Genomic DNA, 15,702 nt, shown 5'->3' on the forward strand with positions numbered 1-15,702 from the left:
TGGTATGACGTGCAAGTTGTGCCGGTTTCATTTTCGTTTGTGCAACAGCAACCGTCACACTTTTGCGGTTTTCCTCCGCTTGTGCTTGCTTGAGGGCGCCGGTATCCCACCTATAGGGGTGCTTGGCGGCAGGGGTTTAGAAGAAAGCAGTTATGTTAGCGCGACCAATCGAACCGACCAACACCGAGACGGAGTTGGCTTCCCCGGACGTAGGCCCGGCGCGAGTCGACGCCTTCGGCATCGCCCAGCGCCATTCGCGCCGCGTGCGTATCTTGAAGCTGGCGGTGCCGCTGGCCGCTGCCGCGATCGCGGTCGCCGTCCCGGTCTATTCCTATCTCGTGGCACCTGGCTCAATCCAGGTCCAGGCCGACGCCAGCGCGTTCGCCAACGGCAAGCTGGTGATGGCCCACCCCAAGCTCAACGGGTTCACCAAGCAGAAACTGCCCTATTCCATGACGGCTTTGCGCGCCATACAGGACGTGAGCCAGCAAGGTATCATCAATCTGGAAGGCATCGACGCCAAGCTGCCGATATCAACCGACAATGTGGCGGCCATCAATGCCCCGCACGGTAGCTTCAATCGCGATGGCAACACGATGAGCCTGACCAGCGATGTCACCATAACCACCACAGATGGCCTGGCGGCAAAGTTCAAATCGGTCTTTCTCGACATGGGCAAAGGCACTATGAAGACGAACGATCCGGTCGACGTCAGCCGTGGCGGGTCGCGGATTACCGCGGATTCGATGTTTGTCCAGGACAACGGCAAGATCGTGGTCTTCGAGAACAGAGTGCGTGTCAACATCGATCCCGCCAGCTTGAAGGCGGCAGAGGCAATGAGCGGAGAATCCAATGCGGTTCAGTAGTTCGACACGGCTCGTGGCCGCGGCTTCGGCGTTGCCGGCCGTAGGGCTGGCCGCCCTGGGGCTGGCTTTGGCGGCGACGCCGGCTCTGGCGCAGTCCAGGACCACCAGCCAGCTGTCGGGCCTCAAACTGTCCGGCGACAAGCCCATCCAGATCGAAAGCGACAAGCTCGAGGTCCGCCAGGCGGACAGCGTCGCCGTGTTCACCGGCAATGTAAACGTCGTCCAGGGTCCGACCTTGCTCAAGGCCGGCAAGATGACGGTCTATTACGTTAAGGACCCCGACGCTGCCGCCAAGGGTGAGCAGGCCTCGGGTGCCGCGATGACGGGCTCGGCCGACATCGACCGTCTGGAGGTCGCCAACAAGGTCTATATCAAATCGGACGACCAGGTCGCCACGGGCGACAGCGGCACCTTCGACATGAAGACGGAAGTGCTGGTGCTTTCAGGCAGCAAGGTCGTGCTCTCGCAAGGCGACAATGTACTGGTCGGCTGCAAGCTGACCGTGCAGATGAAGAGCGGTCTGGCCCAGGTCGACCCCTGCGGCGGTGGACGCGTCATGATGTCGATCACGCCGCCGAAGTCGGGAGCGGCGAACCCCTGATGGTCGACGTAGCATCGCTGTTGGCGCGTCTTCCAGGACGCGCCGCCAGCAAACTTGCGGCACCGGCCGCGGTTAACCTCGATCAGGTAAAATTCAAGGGAACCCTGATCGCCAAAGGGCTGGCCAAGAGCTACAAGGGCCGCAAAGTCGTCAGCGGCGTGACGATCGGCGTGCGCGCCGGTGAGGCGGTCGGACTGCTCGGCCCCAACGGCGCCGGCAAGACCACCTGCTTCTACATGGTCACCGGCCTGGTGCCGGTCGACGAAGGCACGATCGAAATCGACGGCTTCGATGTCACCTCCATGCCGATGTACCGCCGCGCCCGCCTTGGCATCGGCTACCTTCCGCAGGAGGCGTCGATCTTTCGCGGCTTGAGCGTCGAGCAAAACATCCGAGCCGTGCTCGAAGTGGTCGAAAAGAGCCGCAAGGAGCGCGAACGCATTCTCGACGAACTGCTCGAGGAGTTTCATATCAGCCATCTGCGCAAGGCCCCGTCGCTGTCGCTTTCCGGCGGCGAGCGGCGGCGCCTTGAAATCGCGCGCGCCCTGGCGACCCGCCCCGCATACATGCTGCTCGACGAGCCTTTCGCTGGCATCGATCCGATCGCCGTCGCCGACATCCAGCAACTGGTGCGCCATCTGACGGCGCGTGGCATCGGCGTGCTCATCACCGATCACAATGTCCGCGAGACGCTCGGCCTGATCGACCGCGCCTACATCATCCATGCCGGCCAGGTGTTGACTCATGGCCGGGCCGACGAAGTGGTCGCAAACCCGGATGTGCGGCGGCTTTATCTCGGTGAGGGGTTTACACTCTAAGCGTGAAAATTTCTGTCCAGACGCGGTTTTTGACGCGAGACAGAGCTTTTTCTTCGATTTCTCGTCGGAATACGCACGGACAGGCGAGTTTTGATCGCCGTCGCCTTGACAAGCAAAAGCCGGGCCAGTTTCTATGCCGAACTCCTTCCGGCAGTCCGGATGCGTAGACAGGGCGTTTGAAACCGAACCATGGCGTTGGCGGCAAAACTACAGCTACGACAGTCCCAGTCGCTGGTGATGACGCCGCAACTCATGCAGTCGATACGGCTGCTGCAGTTCACCCACATCGAGCTGGAACGCTTCATCGACGACGAGATCGAGCGCAATCCTTTGCTCGAGCGCGCCGAGCCGCAGGACGATGCCGTCAGCGACCAGGCGCAGAAGATCGATGCCGCGCCGGAAACGGCCACCGCCGGCGACTGGTTCGAGAAGGAAACGGCGTGGACCGCCGAGGCGATCTCGGAAAAGCTCGATACTTCGCTGGAAAACCTGTTTCCCGACGACCCCGGCACCAGCGAGCGACTCGGTCCCGACCTGACGGCCCAGTGGAAATCGGCATCCGGCAACGGTTCCGCATCCTCTTCCGACGGTTTTGACGTCGGAGACATGGCGGCCGGAGCCATCACGCTGCGCGAGCATGTCGCCGAGCAGGTTGCGCTTGCCTTCGCCGACCCGGCAGCACGCCTGATCGCCAGCGAACTGGCCGACGGCCTTGACGAGGCCGGCTACATGCGCGCCGACATGGCTGAGATCGCCACCCGTCTCGGCACCGACAGAGCGGCGGTGGCGAATTCGCTCGCGGTCTGCCAGACATTCGAGCCCACCGGCCTCTTTGCCCGCGACCTTGCCGAATGCCTGTCGCTGCAGCTTGCCGTCCGCGACCGTCTCGACCCTGCGATGAAGACTTTGATTGCCAATCTCGAACTCTTAGCCCGGCGCGATTTCCAGACCCTGAAACGGATTTGTGGGGTCGATGAGGAGGATCTGCTCGACATGCTGGCCGAGATACGTGCGCTCGATCCGCGCCCGGGGATGGCGTTTTCGGGCGGCGCCAGCGACGCGATCATCGCCGATGTCGAAGTGCGTGCGGCCAATGACGGGAGCTGGGTGATCGAACTCAACCCCGAAACGCTGCCGCGCGTGCTGGTCGACCATATCTATTTCGCCCGGGTTTCGCCGCATGCGAAAAGTCAGACGGAAAAGGATTTCCTGGCGGAATGCCTGCAAAACGCCAATTGGCTGACGCGCAGCCTCGATCAGCGGGCGAAGACTATCCTCAAGGTTGCCTCAGAAATCGTGCGCCAGCAGGACGCCTTCCTCGTCCATGGCGTGCGTCACCTGAGGCCGCTCAACCTGCGCACGGTGGCCGACGCCATCGGCATGCACGAATCGACCGTCAGCCGGGTCACCGCCAACAAATACATGCTGACGCCGCGCGGCGTGTTCGAACTGCGCTATTTCTTCACCGCCTCGATCGCCTCGTCGGGTGGCGGTGACGCGCATTCGTCTGAAGCGGTGCGCGACCGCATCAAGCAGTTGATCGACGAGGAGAAACCTGCCGACGTGCTTTCCGACGACGCCATTGTGGATATGTTGCGGGAAAGCGGCGTCGATATAGCCAGGCGCACGGTCGCCAAGTATCGGGAGGGCATGAATATTCCCTCGTCGGTGCAGCGGCGGCGTGAAAAACGCGCTTTGGCCAGCGCCGGACGTTGATCTCCGACGGAATTTCCACAGCTTTCGCACTTCATTGACAAGCCGCAATGAAGTGGCTAGAAGCCCGCCCGCATGGGACGGGCTACTGCCCGCATGCGGATGGTCCGTCACGACGTTGGCCACGGGACGGTCAAGAAGGCGGCTTGTGATCAATCGGAAAAGTTCGGATTTAAAATCGGCGCAAGTGACGCCGCAAAGCTTGTGCGCTCAGACCACGGGTATAAACTCGCGACAGTTTGAAGCCTGAGCAAGGAAGGTCAGTATTCAGATGACGCTGCGCATATCAGGAAAACACATGGATATCGGCGATGCGTTCCGTACGCGCATCAACGACCGTGTCGGAGAAGTGATCGGGAAATATTTCGATCGGGGCTTTTCAGGGCAAATTGTAGTCGTCAAATCGGGGTCGCGCTACACGGCCGATTGCATGATCCGGCTGGATTCCGGCGCTTCGCTGCAGGCCACCGGTGAAGCGCAGGACCCGACGCTCGCTTTCGAGGCGGCGGCGGATCGCCTCGAGACCCGCCTTCGCCGCTACAAGCGTCGGCTGAAGTCACATAATTCAGGCAACGCCAATGGCGAACCCACCGACGTTGCCTATACGGTGATGGCGCCGCTTGCCGACGATGACGAGGAAATGCCGGAGAATTTCGCGCCAGCCATCGTCGCCGAATCAACCATGACGCTGCGGACCATGTCGGTGGCGTCAGCCGTGATCGAACTCGACACCAAGGACAGCCCGGTCCTCGTCTTCCGCAACGCCGGAAACGAGCATCTCAATATCGTCTATCGTCGGCCGGACGGAAACATCGGCTGGATCGACCCGTCTACGACCAAGGTCGCGCAGGGCTGACGGCCAAGGCCGCACTGGGCTGACGGCCAAGGCCGCACTGGGATAAGGCACCAGCCGCACGCGAGAGTGAGGGCTGGCGACGGCAGGCGAACAAGGGATTTCAAGTATGGACCTGAGCGATCTTATCAACGTTCCGGCAATCTTGCCGGCGTTGAAGGCGAACTCCAAGAAGCAACTGCTACAAATGCTGTCCGAACGGGCGGCGGCAATTGCCGGCATTCCGGAACGGGAGGTGTTCGACACCATCCTGCAGCGTGAACGGCTGGGCTCGACCGGTGTCGGCAACGGCATTGCCATTCCGCATGGCAAGCTGGCCGGGGTGAAGCGGATCGCGGGGGTTTTCGCCCGGCTGGAGACGCCGGTCGATTTCGAGGCGCTGGACGACCAGCCGGTCGATCTGGTGTTCCTGCTTTTGGCGCCCGAAGGCGCCGGCGCCGACCATCTCAAGGCGCTGTCGCGCATCGCGCGGGTGCTGCGCGACGCCGACACGGTGGCCAAGATCAGGGGCACCCGCGACGCCGCCGCGATCCATGCGCTTTTATCGGATACACAAGCCTCGCACGCGGCCTGATTTTTTCGATCAGTTCGGTAAAAGGGCGCCGCGAGCGGCCCTGTCCGTTCTAACCAGATCGCTGCGCCTATTGTTAGTGGATGGCGACTTAGTGGATTGCGACGGGGGTCAGGTCGTTTTCCAGGGCGCCGGCCAGCGCCCGCTCGCGAGCGTCCGAAAGAAGGATCGGCTGGCCGTTGGCGGCAAACAGGGCCCACAGTTCCAGCCCGGGCGCGATTTCGCCGAGGCCCGGGAAACGGCCGCGCAGATCGTCGCTCGAGATTTTCCTGAGATAGGCGACCGAACCTTCGCCGAGATGGGCGAACTCGCCGCTGGTCATGATAAGGTTTTCGTCAGTTCTGGTCATTTAAGCCTCCGTGCAGCGAGGACCCCGTTCAAGGCCGCCTCGCATGAGAGCAATCGATAAAAATCAGTCTTTCACCGATATGTTTATTTTCCGTACCAGCCGTTCGGACTCGGGCCGATCGAGATCGATCGACAAAAGACCGTTCTTCAGCTCCGCCGCGATCACCCGCATGCCGTCGGCCAGCACGAAACAGCGCTGGAACTGGCGCGCGGCAATGCCGCGGTGCAGAAATTCGCGCTCGGTGTCATCGTTCTGACGGCCGCGCACGACCAACTGGTTCTCCTCCGTGGTCACATCAAGATCGTTTTCGGCGAAACCGGCGACAGCGAGTGTGATACGCAGCCTTTCGGCCTTGCCGTCGGCACCGCTGAGGCGCTCGATGTTGTAGGGAGGGTAGCTGTCACCTGACTTCGCCAGACGCTCCAGGGTCTTTTCCATGGCGTCGAAACCCAGGAGAAGCGGGCTGGAAAAAGGCGTCATTCGACTCATGTTACACTGTCCTCTCAAGAGCGACATAAAGCGGAAAAACCCGGATGGCATTTTTCCCGATGGTCTTGATATGGTCCGCCCGGCGGTCGAGTTCAAGCCGTCAAAAGCCCCGCCCAAAAAGACTCCCTAAACAAGGAATTGAAATGCCCCAATCCCGCAAGATCATCATCGACACGGATCCCGGCCAGGATGATGCCGTCGCCATATTGCTGGCGCTCGGCAGCGCCGAGCTGGAGATCGTCGGCATGACCGCCGTCGCCGGCAACGTGCCGCTGAGACTCACCGAAAAGAATGCACGCAAGATCTGCGAGTTGGCCGGCCGGCCTGACATCAAGGTCTATGCCGGCGCCATCCGGCCGCTGGCGCGCGAACTGGTCACCGCGGAGGAGGTGCATGGCGAGACCGGGCTCAACGGTCCGCAATTGCCCGAACCGACAATGGAGCTGCAGGACCAGTACGCGGTCGATTTCATCGTCGAGACGCTGATGAAGGAAGAGAGCGGCACGATCACCCTGTGCGCGCTCGGTCCGCTCACCAACATAGCGCTGGCGCTGATCCGCGAGCCGAACATCGCGCCGCGCATCAAGGAAATCGTGCTGATGGGCGGCGGCTTCTTCGAAGGCGGCAACGTTACCCCGACCTCCGAATTCAACATCTATGTCGACCCGCATGCCGCCGATGTCGTATTCAAATCCGGCATTCCGATCGTCATGATGCCGCTCGACGTCACCCACAAGGCGCTGACCACGGCCAAGCGCACCCAAGCTTACCGCAAGCTCGGCACCAGGGTCGGCACGGCCACGGCGGAGATGCTGGAATTCTTCGAACGATTCGACGAAGAGAAATACGGCACCGACGGCGGTCCGCTGCACGACCCTTGCGTCATCGCCTATCTGTTGAAACCCGAGCTGTTCAGGGGCCGCAACTGCAACGTCGCTGTGGAAACCGCCTCGGAACTCACCATGGGCATGACCGTGATCGACTGGTGGGGCGTGACCAAACGGCCGAGCAACGCCATGGTGATGCGCGACATCGACCACGATGCGTTGTTCGCGCTGCTGCTGGAAAGGCTGGGCCGGCTTTAGGGCCGCTTCCTTCTCCCCTTGTGGGGCCTTGTGGCCCGAAGGGCGGGCGAGGCCCGTGACTCGCCCCGGGCGGGAGATCTGCATGCAGCGCCGAGACGGTTGAGGGTGTTGGCCGGAGCGCTGTTGGTGCCAAGCTGAACACCCCTCATCCGGCCGCGGAGCCTGTCCTCGGGCTTGCCGGAGGCAAGACCCGTGGGCGGCCACCTTCTCCCACCAGGGGAGAAGGAAAAGAGTGCCGCTCACTTCGCCTTTGAAAATGCCAGCCACAGGCCGCCGCCGACCAGAAAACTGCCGCTTATCCGCGACAGCAGCTTGACGCGGCCGGCCGAAAGCAGGCGTCCGGCGCGGCCGGCGGCCAGCGCGTAGGTCGAATCCGATACGGCGGCGAAGATCATGGCGGTGAGGCCCATCACCCCGATCTGCAACCCATGGTTGCCGCCAGGGGCGATGAACTGCGGAAAGAAGGCGCCGAAGAACACCAGCGTCTTGGGATTGCTGATCGCCACCAGCAGGCCCTGCAGGAAGAAGCCGCCGCGCGGTGTCTTCGCCGATCCGTCGGCGTTCAGCTTGCCCTTGGAGCGGAACATCTGCACACCCATCCAGATCAGATAGGCGGCACCGATCAGCCTGACCCATTCGAACCAATGGCCCATTCCCGCGATCAGCGAGGTCAATCCGATGCCGACAATGGCGATCATGATCGCCAGTCCGGCCTGTGTGCCGGCGACGTTGGCGAGGCCGGCGCGAGAGCCATGGCGGATGCTGTTGGCGATGATCAGCGTGACCGTCGGTCCGGGTACCAGGATGATGACGAGGCAGGCGACGAGATAGGTGGCATAGAGTTCCAGCGACATGGTTTCCTCAACAGTATGCGGCTTTGCGACACGGCTGACCGCGATCAATGCATGACAGTAACGCGGCTGCAAGCGGCAGGAGATGTCGCCGGCAACCTTGACCTGGATTATTTTAGGCTCCAGCCAGCCACGGCAGCGTCGTCTCGTAGGCTGCCGCCGCTCTCAGCACGGCCATGTCGCCGCGCGGCCGCCCGATCAATTGCATGCCCATCGGCCTGCCGCTGCCATCGAAGCCGGCCGGTACGTTGACCGCCGGGCAGCCGCCCAGCGTGGCGAGTGCTGAAACCTGCATCCAGCGGTGATAGCTGTCCATGGCACGCCCGGCCACCTCCCGGGGCCAAGGAGTACTGACATCGAAGGGAAAAACCTGCGCAGTCGGCAGCGCAATCAGGTCGAAGCGATCGAAGAGCGCCAGCAACGTTCGATGCCAGGACGAGCGCCTCACCGTGGCGGCGTGGATCTGCGGCGCCGTGAGCTGCAGCGCCTGTTCCACCTCCCACACCGCCTCCGGCTTCAGAAGAGCGCGTTTCAAGGGATCGTCGTAATGCGCCTTGAGCGCACAACCGCTGCTCGCCTGGCGCAGCGTCACGAAGGCCTGCCACAGCGCTTCGAAATCGACATCCGGCACCAGCGCTTCGGTCTGAAAGGATGCCGCGGCGAACCGGCCGAGAGCGGCCTCGCAAAGACTAAGGATGCCGGGTTCGACCGGCAGATGACCACCGAGATCGCCGAGCCAGGCGATGCGGCCGCCGGCCGTCGGCGTTTGCAGTCCCTGCAGGAAGCAGTCCTGCTTGTGATGCGAGAGGGGCGCGCGAGGGTCGTAGCCAGCCTGCTCGTCGAGCAGCAACGCCATGTCGCGCACGCTGCGGCCCATCGGCCCTTCGACGCCCATCTGGGCGTGGAAGACGTCAAGCTCTGGGCCGGCCGGGACAAGCCCCTGCGACGGACGGAAGCCATAGACGTTGTTGTAGGCGGCCGGGTTGCGCAGCGAGCCGCCAAAGTCGCTGCCGTCGGCGACAGGCACCATGTCGAGCGCCAGCGCGACCGCCGCGCCGCCGCTCGAACCGCCGGCGGTCAAGGCCGGGTCGAAAGCATTGCGTGTCGGGCCGAATACGGTGTTGTAGGTATTGGAGCCCAGGCCGAATTCGGGAACATTGGTCTTGCCGATGATGATGGCGCCGGCCTTGCGGATGCGCTCGACGAAGAAATCGTCTTCCTGCGGGACGAAATCGGCGAAGATCGGCGAGCCCAAGCTGGTTCTGAGGCCCTTGGTCTGCGCGAGATCCTTGATGGCGATCGGCAGGCCGAACAGCGGTCCGGCATGCCCTGCATGCGCCAGATGGGCGTCTGCCCTGTCGGCCTCGCGCAAGATGTCGGCACGGTCGCGCAGCGAGACGATGGCATTGACCAGCGGGTTTACCGCGTCGATCCGGTCGAGGAATGCCGTCACCACCTCGCGCACCGACAACCGCCTGCGCCGGATCGCCTCGGCAAGATCCACGGCGGACAGGCGGCAGATATTGCCGGCAGGCGGCACGGCGTGTTTTGTGGCCGGACGCATGGCTCTCACCTGGCTGGCGTGTTTTGGAGCGCCGCCTCGACGTCCTTCGCTAGTGGGATCGCCGGCTGGGCGCCGGGCTTCAGGCAAGCGAGCGAACCAGCGGCTGCAGCACGGGCGAGCGCCTGGTCGAGCGGCAGGCCCGATGACAGCCCGGCGGCGAAATAGCCGCAGAACGTGTCGCCGGCGCCGACCGTATCGACCGGAGTGATGTTCAACGCCGGAACCATCAGGAGATCGGCTGGCGTGGCGGCCAGAACGCCGTCACCGCCGAGCGTGACGACTATTGTGCGACCGGTCGTCCCCGCGAAATCGCGCATCCGCGCCGGGCGATCGCGGCCGCTCAGCGACAGCGCCTCGCCATAGAGGTCGAATTCGGTTTCGTTGGCGACGACATAGTCGGCCTTGCCGAGGAAGGCGGCCGCCTCTGCGCGGAACGGTGCCGTGTTGAGCACGGTAACCGCGCCTGCCGCCCGTGCCGCGTCCAGTGCTGCATCGACAGTCTGCAGCGGAATCTCCTGCTGCAGGAGCACGACATCGCCCTTCTTCATGAAAGCCTTGGAGAGGTCGCCTGTGACGACCGAATCATTGGCGCCCGGCACCACGGCAATGATGTTCTCACCGTCGTCGGCGACCATGATCAATGCCGTGCCGGTCGAAGCGAAGGTTTCACCGACACCGGACAGGTCGATCTTGCCGTCCCGCAACAGCGCCAGCGCTTCGTTGGCGAAATTGTCCTTGCCGACCGCGCCGACCATGCGCACCTTGGCGCCGGCGCGCGCGGCGGCCAGCGCCTGGTTGGCGCCCTTGCCGCCGGGTGCGGTGCTGAAGCCAGAACCCCGAACCGTCTCGCCCTGTGCGGGCAAGCGGTCGACATTGGCGATAAGGTCGAGGTTGATCGAGCCGACAACGATGATCAAGTGGTGCCTCCCTGCTGACTGCGGGAAGCTACTCCGTAAGGCCGCCGCTTGCCAGACGGCGCGATCTAATCGCGTCAGGTCTGAACGCGCTTCTCAGCGCAACTCCAGGCGTCGTCGGCGCCGACATCGACAATTGGCGCGCGATTTCAGGATCCGACCTGTCCCGCTTCCCAGCCAAGGATGGCGCGTTTGCGCGTCAGGCCCCAGTGGTAGCCCGTGAGCGCGCCGGACTTGCCGAGAGCCCGGTGACACGGCACCACGAAGGACATCGGATTGGCGCCGACCGCGGCGCCCACCGCCCGGCTGGCGCTCGGTGCGCCGATGCCGGCGGCGATCGAGGAATAGGTGCAGGCCTTGCCCATCGGGATGCGCAGCAAGGCTTCCCAGACGCGGACCTGAAAGTCGGTGCCGATCAAGACGACGCGCAGCGGCTGGTCGGCGCGCCACAGTGCCGGGTCGAAGATGCGCGCCGCATAGGGCGCCGTCGCGGCCATGTCCTCGACATAGGTTGCGTTCGGCCAGCGGCCGGACATGTCGGCGAAGGCCGCACGCTCGTCGCCGACATCGCTGAAGGCGAGGCCGGCAAGCCCACGGTCTGTGACCATGATCAGGGCGATGCCGAAAGGCGAGATATGATAGCCGTAGCGGATCGTCAGCCCGGCGCCGCGCGTCTTGTAGTCGCCCGGCGACATCGCTTCGTGGGTGACGAAAAGGTCGTGCAGCCGGCCGGGGCCTGACATGCCGACCTCGAAAGAGGCTTCGAGCAGCGGCATGCCGGAATCGAGCAGTTTGCGCGCGTGGTCGAGCGTGACCGCCTGCAGAAACGCCTTGGGCGACAGGCCGGCCCAGCGGGTGAAGAGCTTCTGCAACCCGGTCGGTGTCTCGCCGACTTCCTCCGCCAATATCTCGAGCGACGGCTGGTCACGATAGTCAAGGCTGATCTTCTCGATCGCGCGCCGAACAACTTCGTAGTCACCGCCTTCGGGTGTGATGTCTGTCTTCAGAATAGCTGTCTGTGCGTTCATCGGGCCATCTCCTTGATCGTGAATATCGTCCTTCGCGGCTCCGATCACCACCCGAAACTTGCCTTCTCGTCATGTGCATCCAGATAGATCTGGCTTCGAGGAAGGAGCCGACGAGGGCTGGCAAAAAGGTGCATTCCAGCAGGGAGAAGTAACGCTGCCGATACCGTTCTTGGCCGATTGCCGGTTTATGAGGCATTGCAGAACCGGTTCGCGAACGAGGCGGTTCGCTCACATTCAGCGCGCTTTCGCGGTCGCCAGGGCGCGCGAAAAGGCTGACGCAAAGCTCTCGCGGTCGTCGGGATTGAGGAAGCCGCCGATCGGCACATTCTGGCCTTGTGCTTCCACCGCCATCCTGGTGATGCCGATTTCGGCGTGGCGGGCGACCGAAAAACGCGCCCAGAACGGGTTGAAGCGATGTGCTTCCGATTTGCCTGATGGCGCGGTCTTGCGGATGTCGAGGCTGGTGCGCGAGACCGACACCTCCTCACGGGCGCGGGCGGCACGATAATTGGCGCGAAAGGCGATGTAGACGGCGATGACGTCGAGACCCAGGAAGCCGAACACCGGCCAGGCGCCGCGCGACAGGAAAAACGCTCCGGTGACCAACGAGCCGAACAGCAGGGCGCCCATCAGGATGGCAAAGCCGGTTTTGCCCAGCGAGCGATGCGGTATCAGCAACGCCTGGAAGAATGGCTCGTCGGCCTGAAATGAGGCGTTTGTGTCGCTCATGCCGGGATATTATAGGAAGGGGATGACGAGCCCCAAGTCCAAAAATTCCTCTACACCCAAAAATGAACTGCTCCCCGGCCGACGCGATAGCGCGAATGCCAAACCGCGTGCCCGGCCTCTGCGGTCCCATTCGCTCTACAGCCCGGCCGAAGTGCACGAGATTTTCCGACGCTTTTCCGTTCAGCGGCCCGAGCCGAAGGGCGAGCTCGAACATGTCAACGCCTTCACGCTGCTGGTGGCGGTGGTGCTTTCGGCACAGGCGACCGATGTCGGCGTCAACAAGGCGACGCGGGCGCTGTTCAAGGTCGCCGACACGCCGCAAAAGATGCTGGCTCTCGGCGAAGCCAAGGTCGGAGACTATATCCGCACCGTTGGGCTCTGGCGCAACAAGGCCAAGAACGTCATCGCGCTGTCGGAGGCGCTGATCCGCTGCTATGGCGGCGAAGTGCCCGACGACCGCGACCAACTGGTCAAGCTGCCGGGCGTCGGGCGCAAGACCGCCAATGTCGTGCTCAACATGGCCTTCGGCCAGCACACGATGGCGGTCGACACGCATATCTTTCGCATCGGCAACCGGCTGCGGCTGGCGCCCGGCAAGACGCCGGAACAGGTCGAGCAGGGGCTGTTGAGGATCATTCCGGACGAATACATGCGCCATGCGCATCACTGGCTGATCCTGCATGGCCGCTATGTCTGCAAGGCGCGCAAACCGGATTGCCCGATCTGTGTCATCGCCGACATCTGCAAGGCCGAGGAGAAGACGAATGATGTTCCGGCGCCGCTGGTCGAAATTGCGCCGCTCGAACCCTTAAGCGAGATTCAGTAGCCGTAGCCGCGCGCCATCGCCGCGGCGAAGACCGGGATCAGCAGGAAGATCGAGGCTTCGGCGCGGACATAAGTTCGAACGGATGCAAGTTGTGCCGCCGGCACTTGAAAGCCGGGGCTGGCCGAGGCCTGCCTGCTCCAGGACGCAAAGCGGACCGTCGGGATGATCGACAGCAGCCCGACGGTGACGAAGGCCGCCATCTTTGCCCAGAATACCCAGTTGTAGACGTAGAATTCCCAACCTTTCAGGCCGTAGATGACGCGTCCGATGCCGACAACGATGATCAGCATGGCGATGATGCCGTAATGGCGATCGATGCCGACAAGCCGCCGAAGCGTCGCGGCGGGCAGATCGCCGCGGATCAGGACAAATTCGGCGCCGATGATGCCGGCCAGTGAAAACACCAGCAGATGATGAACGATGGCAAGCAGAAAATCGGTGGTATCCATGCCCTTTTCCCTCCGTCGGACGGCACAGCGGACGCTGAATCAGTTCATGCGAAGGGTAGCATCGTTCGGCAAGATTCCCATGCCGGAGCTGGAGTTCGCGACTACGTTGACGCCAAATCCCGACAGCCTAAATTTGACCATAACCAGACTGAAACGCGCCTTGAACCCGATGCCGGACGACATCCGAACCGCTTTGACAAAGCAGGGTTTGATGGCGGCCTATGATGACAGACCGGATTATCAGAAGAACGACTATCTCGGCTGGATCGCTCGTGCCAAACGCCCCGAGACAAGACACAAGCGGCTCGACCAGATGCTGGACGAATTGAAGCGTGGCGGCGTCTACATGAACATGCCGTGGCGCGGCTGAAATCGCGCTTGTCGGGTCACAGTTTCCCGCGGTCGAAGCGCCTCGACCTTGTTTCTCGCGCTGGAAGATGATCTGCCCTGTCCTGGCTCTTGTTGGACATTTGGGCGACATGCATGAGGCACCGGCAAAGAAACACTTTGAATTTGCGCATGATCGTTTCGGAGGCGGTTTTTCGGCGATCATGCGCCGCGAGGCAGAGTTATGGGAATTCCAGGAGCAGCCAGTGCACCGGTCATCGAGACGAAGCGAACCATCTTGCGGCCACACCAGCTCGATGATTTCGATGCCTATGTTGCCATGTGGGCCGATCCGGACGTCACCCGCTTCATCGGCGGCAAGCCGCGCACGCGCGAGGAAAGCTGGATGCGCTTCCTGCGTCATGCCGGCCTGTGGTCGCTGCTGGGCTACGGCTTCTGGGCGATCGAGGACAAGGCATCCGGCCGTTTCATCGGCGAGGCCGGTTTCCACGATCTGAAGCGCGACATGGTGCCGTCGATCGAAGGCGTTCCGGAAGCCGGTTGGGCGCTGGCCCCGAGCGCACATGGCCAAGGGTTCGCCAGCGAAGTCGTCGGACGGGCTCTCGCCTGGGGCGACGAGGCATTCGGGCGCGCAAGGACGGTCTGCATCATCGATCCGGAAAACACCGCTTCGCTGAGCGTCGCGGCCAAATGCGGCTACAGCGAAGTGTTGCGGACCACCTATCACGACGATGCGACGATCCTGCTGGAACGGCAGCCCTAGCGGTTGCGGCCTGTCATCCGGTGGTTCTGATCGGGCCGAATCGAGGCTTTCTAGGCCTGCCGCTTCAGCACCGGGCCTTCCGCTTCGGCCTTTAGGGCCGCCTGTTCTAGCATCGAGGCGTCTTCGCCGAAAGCGCGGGTGGCGCGCGCGGCCGCCTCGATCAGCGGATTTTTCATGCGCTGTAGAAAGGCCGCGTCGACGCGCGTGCTCGGGCCGGACAGCGTCAACGCACCGAGCAGGGTGTGCCCCGGCCCGAACACTGGTGCCGAGACGCCCGCCGTCTCGGGGTCGCGATCGCCGACCGACAAACAATGGTAGGTTTTGCGGATCGTCTCGTATGGTTCGCCCTGCTGACCGGAAAACGCCGCAAGCACGCGGCCGCCTGTGCCGGCCAGCAGGGGCAGCACGTCGCCTTCCCGGATGGTGTAGCGGATGGGATGCTTGGACTCGACGCGGTAAAGACAGGTGCGCACGTCGCCCGAACGGACATAGAAGGCGACGCTTTCCCAGCTTCGCTCGGCCAGATCGCGCATGATCGGCAGCAGGATGTCGATCGCCACCACCGAACGCTGGTATAGGGCGCCCAGCCGAAAGGTGGCAGGGCCGACACGGTAGCGGCCGTCGTCGAGACGCTCCAGCAATTGCCCGCGCAGCAACGAGTTCGCCAGCCTCAGGATCGTGCTCTTGTAGAGGCCGGTGCGCGCCGCGATTTCGGCCAGGCTGAGCGAACGGTCGGCAGCAGCGAAAGCATCGAGGATGGCGATCGCTCGGTCGAGCGCGGCAACGCCGTTGGTCGACGCAGGCTTGGTTTGTGTTACGGTTATCCGCTTGACCACGTCGTTCCGTTCCCAGTTGGACAGAAGGGCCGATCGGAACAATTGTGCC

General features: G+C 63.0%; 19 protein-coding genes. 10 read left to right on the forward strand and 9 right to left on the reverse strand.

What is annotated here, in order from left to right:
- Window positions 1–152 precede the first annotated feature (152 nt).
- The 6 genes from lptC to ptsN all read left to right on the forward strand — a co-directional run bounded on the left by lptC (window position 153) and on the right by ptsN (window position 5,425).
- A complete protein-coding gene (gene lptC, locus AC0L2C_RS13175) occupies window positions 153–866 on the forward strand; it encodes an LPS export ABC transporter periplasmic protein LptC (protein WP_128247354.1) in 714 nt (237 codons plus the stop codon).
- Window positions 853–1,467 carry an LptA/OstA family protein gene (locus AC0L2C_RS13180; protein ID WP_128247355.1) on the forward strand — a complete coding sequence of 205 codons (615 nt, stop codon included), beginning with the start codon at window positions 853–855 and terminating at the stop codon, window positions 1,465–1,467. The genes lptC and AC0L2C_RS13180 overlap by 14 nt, the downstream gene beginning before the upstream one ends.
- Window positions 1,467–2,285 (forward strand): LPS export ABC transporter ATP-binding protein, encoded by an 819-nt coding sequence (gene lptB, locus AC0L2C_RS13185; protein WP_128247356.1) that lies wholly within the window; start codon window positions 1,467–1,469, stop codon window positions 2,283–2,285. Before AC0L2C_RS13180 ends, lptB begins: the two co-directional genes overlap by 1 nt.
- Before the next feature lie 189 nt (window positions 2,286–2,474).
- The gene (gene rpoN / locus AC0L2C_RS13190; RefSeq protein ID WP_128247357.1) at window positions 2,475–4,001 is read left to right on the forward strand and encodes an RNA polymerase factor sigma-54; all 1,527 of its coding nucleotides are present in this window, start codon (window positions 2,475–2,477) and stop codon (window positions 3,999–4,001) included.
- 268 nt (window positions 4,002–4,269) lie between these two features.
- Entirely contained in the window at window positions 4,270–4,854 is a 585-nt protein-coding gene (gene hpf, locus AC0L2C_RS13195) for a ribosome hibernation-promoting factor, HPF/YfiA family (RefSeq protein ID WP_023797447.1), read from the forward strand.
- Window positions 4,855–4,960: 106 nt separating this feature from the next.
- On the forward strand, window positions 4,961–5,425 hold the full coding sequence (gene ptsN, locus AC0L2C_RS13200; protein ID WP_023797448.1) for a PTS IIA-like nitrogen regulatory protein PtsN: 465 nt from the start codon (window positions 4,961–4,963) through the stop codon (window positions 5,423–5,425).
- An 88-nt stretch (window positions 5,426–5,513) separates the two neighbouring features.
- On the opposite strand, the gene AC0L2C_RS13205 is transcribed toward ptsN, so the two are convergent.
- Window positions 5,514–5,771, reverse strand: coding sequence for a BQ00720 family protein (locus tag AC0L2C_RS13205; protein ID WP_023797449.1), 258 nt, complete (start codon window positions 5,769–5,771; stop codon window positions 5,514–5,516).
- 63 nt (window positions 5,772–5,834) lie between these two features.
- Window positions 5,835–6,260, reverse strand: a complete 426-nt coding sequence (locus AC0L2C_RS13210) for an Hsp20 family protein (protein ID WP_023797450.1) — start codon at window positions 6,258–6,260, stop codon at window positions 5,835–5,837.
- 143 nt (window positions 6,261–6,403) lie between these two features.
- Here AC0L2C_RS13210 and AC0L2C_RS13215 point away from each other — a divergent pair, with 143 nt between their 5' ends.
- Window positions 6,404–7,345 carry a nucleoside hydrolase gene (locus tag AC0L2C_RS13215; RefSeq protein WP_473523537.1) on the forward strand — a complete coding sequence of 314 codons (942 nt, stop codon included), beginning with the start codon at window positions 6,404–6,406 and terminating at the stop codon, window positions 7,343–7,345.
- A gap of 239 nt (window positions 7,346–7,584) precedes the next feature.
- On the opposite strand, the gene AC0L2C_RS13220 is transcribed toward AC0L2C_RS13215, so the two are convergent.
- From AC0L2C_RS13220 to AC0L2C_RS13240, 5 genes are all read right to left on the reverse strand, one after another.
- Window positions 7,585–8,199, reverse strand: coding sequence for a LysE family translocator (locus AC0L2C_RS13220; protein WP_473523538.1), 615 nt, complete (start codon window positions 8,197–8,199; stop codon window positions 7,585–7,587).
- A gap of 112 nt (window positions 8,200–8,311) precedes the next feature.
- A complete protein-coding gene (locus AC0L2C_RS13225) occupies window positions 8,312–9,760 on the reverse strand; it encodes an amidase (RefSeq protein WP_473523539.1) in 1,449 nt (482 codons plus the stop codon).
- A 5-nt stretch (window positions 9,761–9,765) separates the two neighbouring features.
- Entirely contained in the window at window positions 9,766–10,677 is a 912-nt protein-coding gene (locus AC0L2C_RS13230; RefSeq protein ID WP_473523540.1) for a ribokinase, read from the reverse strand.
- A 146-nt stretch (window positions 10,678–10,823) separates the two neighbouring features.
- Window positions 10,824–11,702 carry a methylated-DNA--[protein]-cysteine S-methyltransferase gene (locus AC0L2C_RS13235; protein WP_128173497.1) on the reverse strand — a complete coding sequence of 293 codons (879 nt, stop codon included), beginning with the start codon at window positions 11,700–11,702 and terminating at the stop codon, window positions 10,824–10,826.
- Window positions 11,703–11,936: 234 nt separating this feature from the next.
- Window positions 11,937–12,431, reverse strand: a complete 495-nt coding sequence (locus AC0L2C_RS13240; protein WP_091595586.1) for a DUF2244 domain-containing protein — start codon at window positions 12,429–12,431, stop codon at window positions 11,937–11,939.
- Window positions 12,432–12,453: 22 nt separating this feature from the next.
- Between AC0L2C_RS13240 and nth the strand changes: the two genes are divergently transcribed.
- A complete protein-coding gene (gene nth / locus AC0L2C_RS13245) occupies window positions 12,454–13,257 on the forward strand; it encodes an endonuclease III (protein WP_128173498.1) in 804 nt (267 codons plus the stop codon).
- On the opposite strand, the gene AC0L2C_RS13250 is transcribed toward nth, so the two are convergent.
- The gene (locus AC0L2C_RS13250; RefSeq protein WP_128173499.1) at window positions 13,251–13,706 is read right to left on the reverse strand and encodes a DUF2214 family protein; all 456 of its coding nucleotides are present in this window, start codon (window positions 13,704–13,706) and stop codon (window positions 13,251–13,253) included. The genes nth and AC0L2C_RS13250 overlap by 7 nt on opposite strands.
- Before the next feature lie 169 nt (window positions 13,707–13,875).
- On the opposite strand from AC0L2C_RS13250, the gene AC0L2C_RS13255 reads away from it, so the two are divergent.
- Both AC0L2C_RS13255 and AC0L2C_RS13260 read left to right on the forward strand, forming a co-directional pair.
- Complete coding sequence (locus tag AC0L2C_RS13255) at window positions 13,876–14,076, forward strand: YdeI/OmpD-associated family protein (protein WP_128169938.1); 201 nt, start codon at window positions 13,876–13,878, stop codon at window positions 14,074–14,076.
- Between the two features lie 201 nt (window positions 14,077–14,277).
- Window positions 14,278–14,817, forward strand: coding sequence for a GNAT family N-acetyltransferase (locus AC0L2C_RS13260; protein ID WP_023797460.1), 540 nt, complete (start codon window positions 14,278–14,280; stop codon window positions 14,815–14,817).
- 50 nt (window positions 14,818–14,867) lie between these two features.
- On the opposite strand, the gene AC0L2C_RS13265 is transcribed toward AC0L2C_RS13260, so the two are convergent.
- Window positions 14,868–15,641 (reverse strand): IclR family transcriptional regulator, encoded by a 774-nt coding sequence (locus AC0L2C_RS13265; protein WP_031254195.1) that lies wholly within the window; start codon window positions 15,639–15,641, stop codon window positions 14,868–14,870.
- Window positions 15,642–15,702 lie beyond the last annotated feature (61 nt).

Source organism: Mesorhizobium sp. WSM4845, from assembly GCF_055811455.1.

Bases quoted from the DNA above. Each gene is read 5' to 3' on its own strand.
- lptC (WP_128247354.1), top strand. From the start codon at position 153: ATGTTAGCGCGACCAATCGAACCGACCAACACCGAGACGGAGTTGGCT.
- AC0L2C_RS13180 (WP_128247355.1), top strand. From the start codon at position 853: ATGCGGTTCAGTAGTTCGACACGGCTCGTGGCCGCGGCTTCGGCGTTG.
- lptB (WP_128247356.1), top strand. From the start codon at position 1,467: ATGGTCGACGTAGCATCGCTGTTGGCGCGTCTTCCAGGACGCGCCGCC.
- rpoN (WP_128247357.1), top strand. From the start codon at position 2,475: ATGGCGTTGGCGGCAAAACTACAGCTACGACAGTCCCAGTCGCTGGTG.
- hpf (WP_023797447.1), top strand. From the start codon at position 4,270: ATGACGCTGCGCATATCAGGAAAACACATGGATATCGGCGATGCGTTC.
- ptsN (WP_023797448.1), top strand. From the start codon at position 4,961: ATGGACCTGAGCGATCTTATCAACGTTCCGGCAATCTTGCCGGCGTTG.
- AC0L2C_RS13205 (WP_023797449.1), bottom strand. From the start codon at position 5,771: ATGACCAGAACTGACGAAAACCTTATCATGACCAGCGGCGAGTTCGCC.
- AC0L2C_RS13210 (WP_023797450.1), bottom strand. From the start codon at position 6,260: ATGAGTCGAATGACGCCTTTTTCCAGCCCGCTTCTCCTGGGTTTCGAC.
- AC0L2C_RS13215 (WP_473523537.1), top strand. From the start codon at position 6,404: ATGCCCCAATCCCGCAAGATCATCATCGACACGGATCCCGGCCAGGAT.
- AC0L2C_RS13220 (WP_473523538.1), bottom strand. From the start codon at position 8,199: ATGTCGCTGGAACTCTATGCCACCTATCTCGTCGCCTGCCTCGTCATC.
- AC0L2C_RS13225 (WP_473523539.1), bottom strand. From the start codon at position 9,760: ATGCGTCCGGCCACAAAACACGCCGTGCCGCCTGCCGGCAATATCTGC.
- AC0L2C_RS13235 (WP_128173497.1), bottom strand. From the start codon at position 11,702: ATGAACGCACAGACAGCTATTCTGAAGACAGACATCACACCCGAAGGC.
- AC0L2C_RS13240 (WP_091595586.1), bottom strand. From the start codon at position 12,431: ATGAGCGACACAAACGCCTCATTTCAGGCCGACGAGCCATTCTTCCAG.
- nth (WP_128173498.1), top strand. From the start codon at position 12,454: ATGACGAGCCCCAAGTCCAAAAATTCCTCTACACCCAAAAATGAACTG.
- AC0L2C_RS13250 (WP_128173499.1), bottom strand. From the start codon at position 13,706: ATGGATACCACCGATTTTCTGCTTGCCATCGTTCATCATCTGCTGGTG.
- AC0L2C_RS13255 (WP_128169938.1), top strand. From the start codon at position 13,876: ATGCCGGACGACATCCGAACCGCTTTGACAAAGCAGGGTTTGATGGCG.
- AC0L2C_RS13260 (WP_023797460.1), top strand. From the start codon at position 14,278: ATGGGAATTCCAGGAGCAGCCAGTGCACCGGTCATCGAGACGAAGCGA.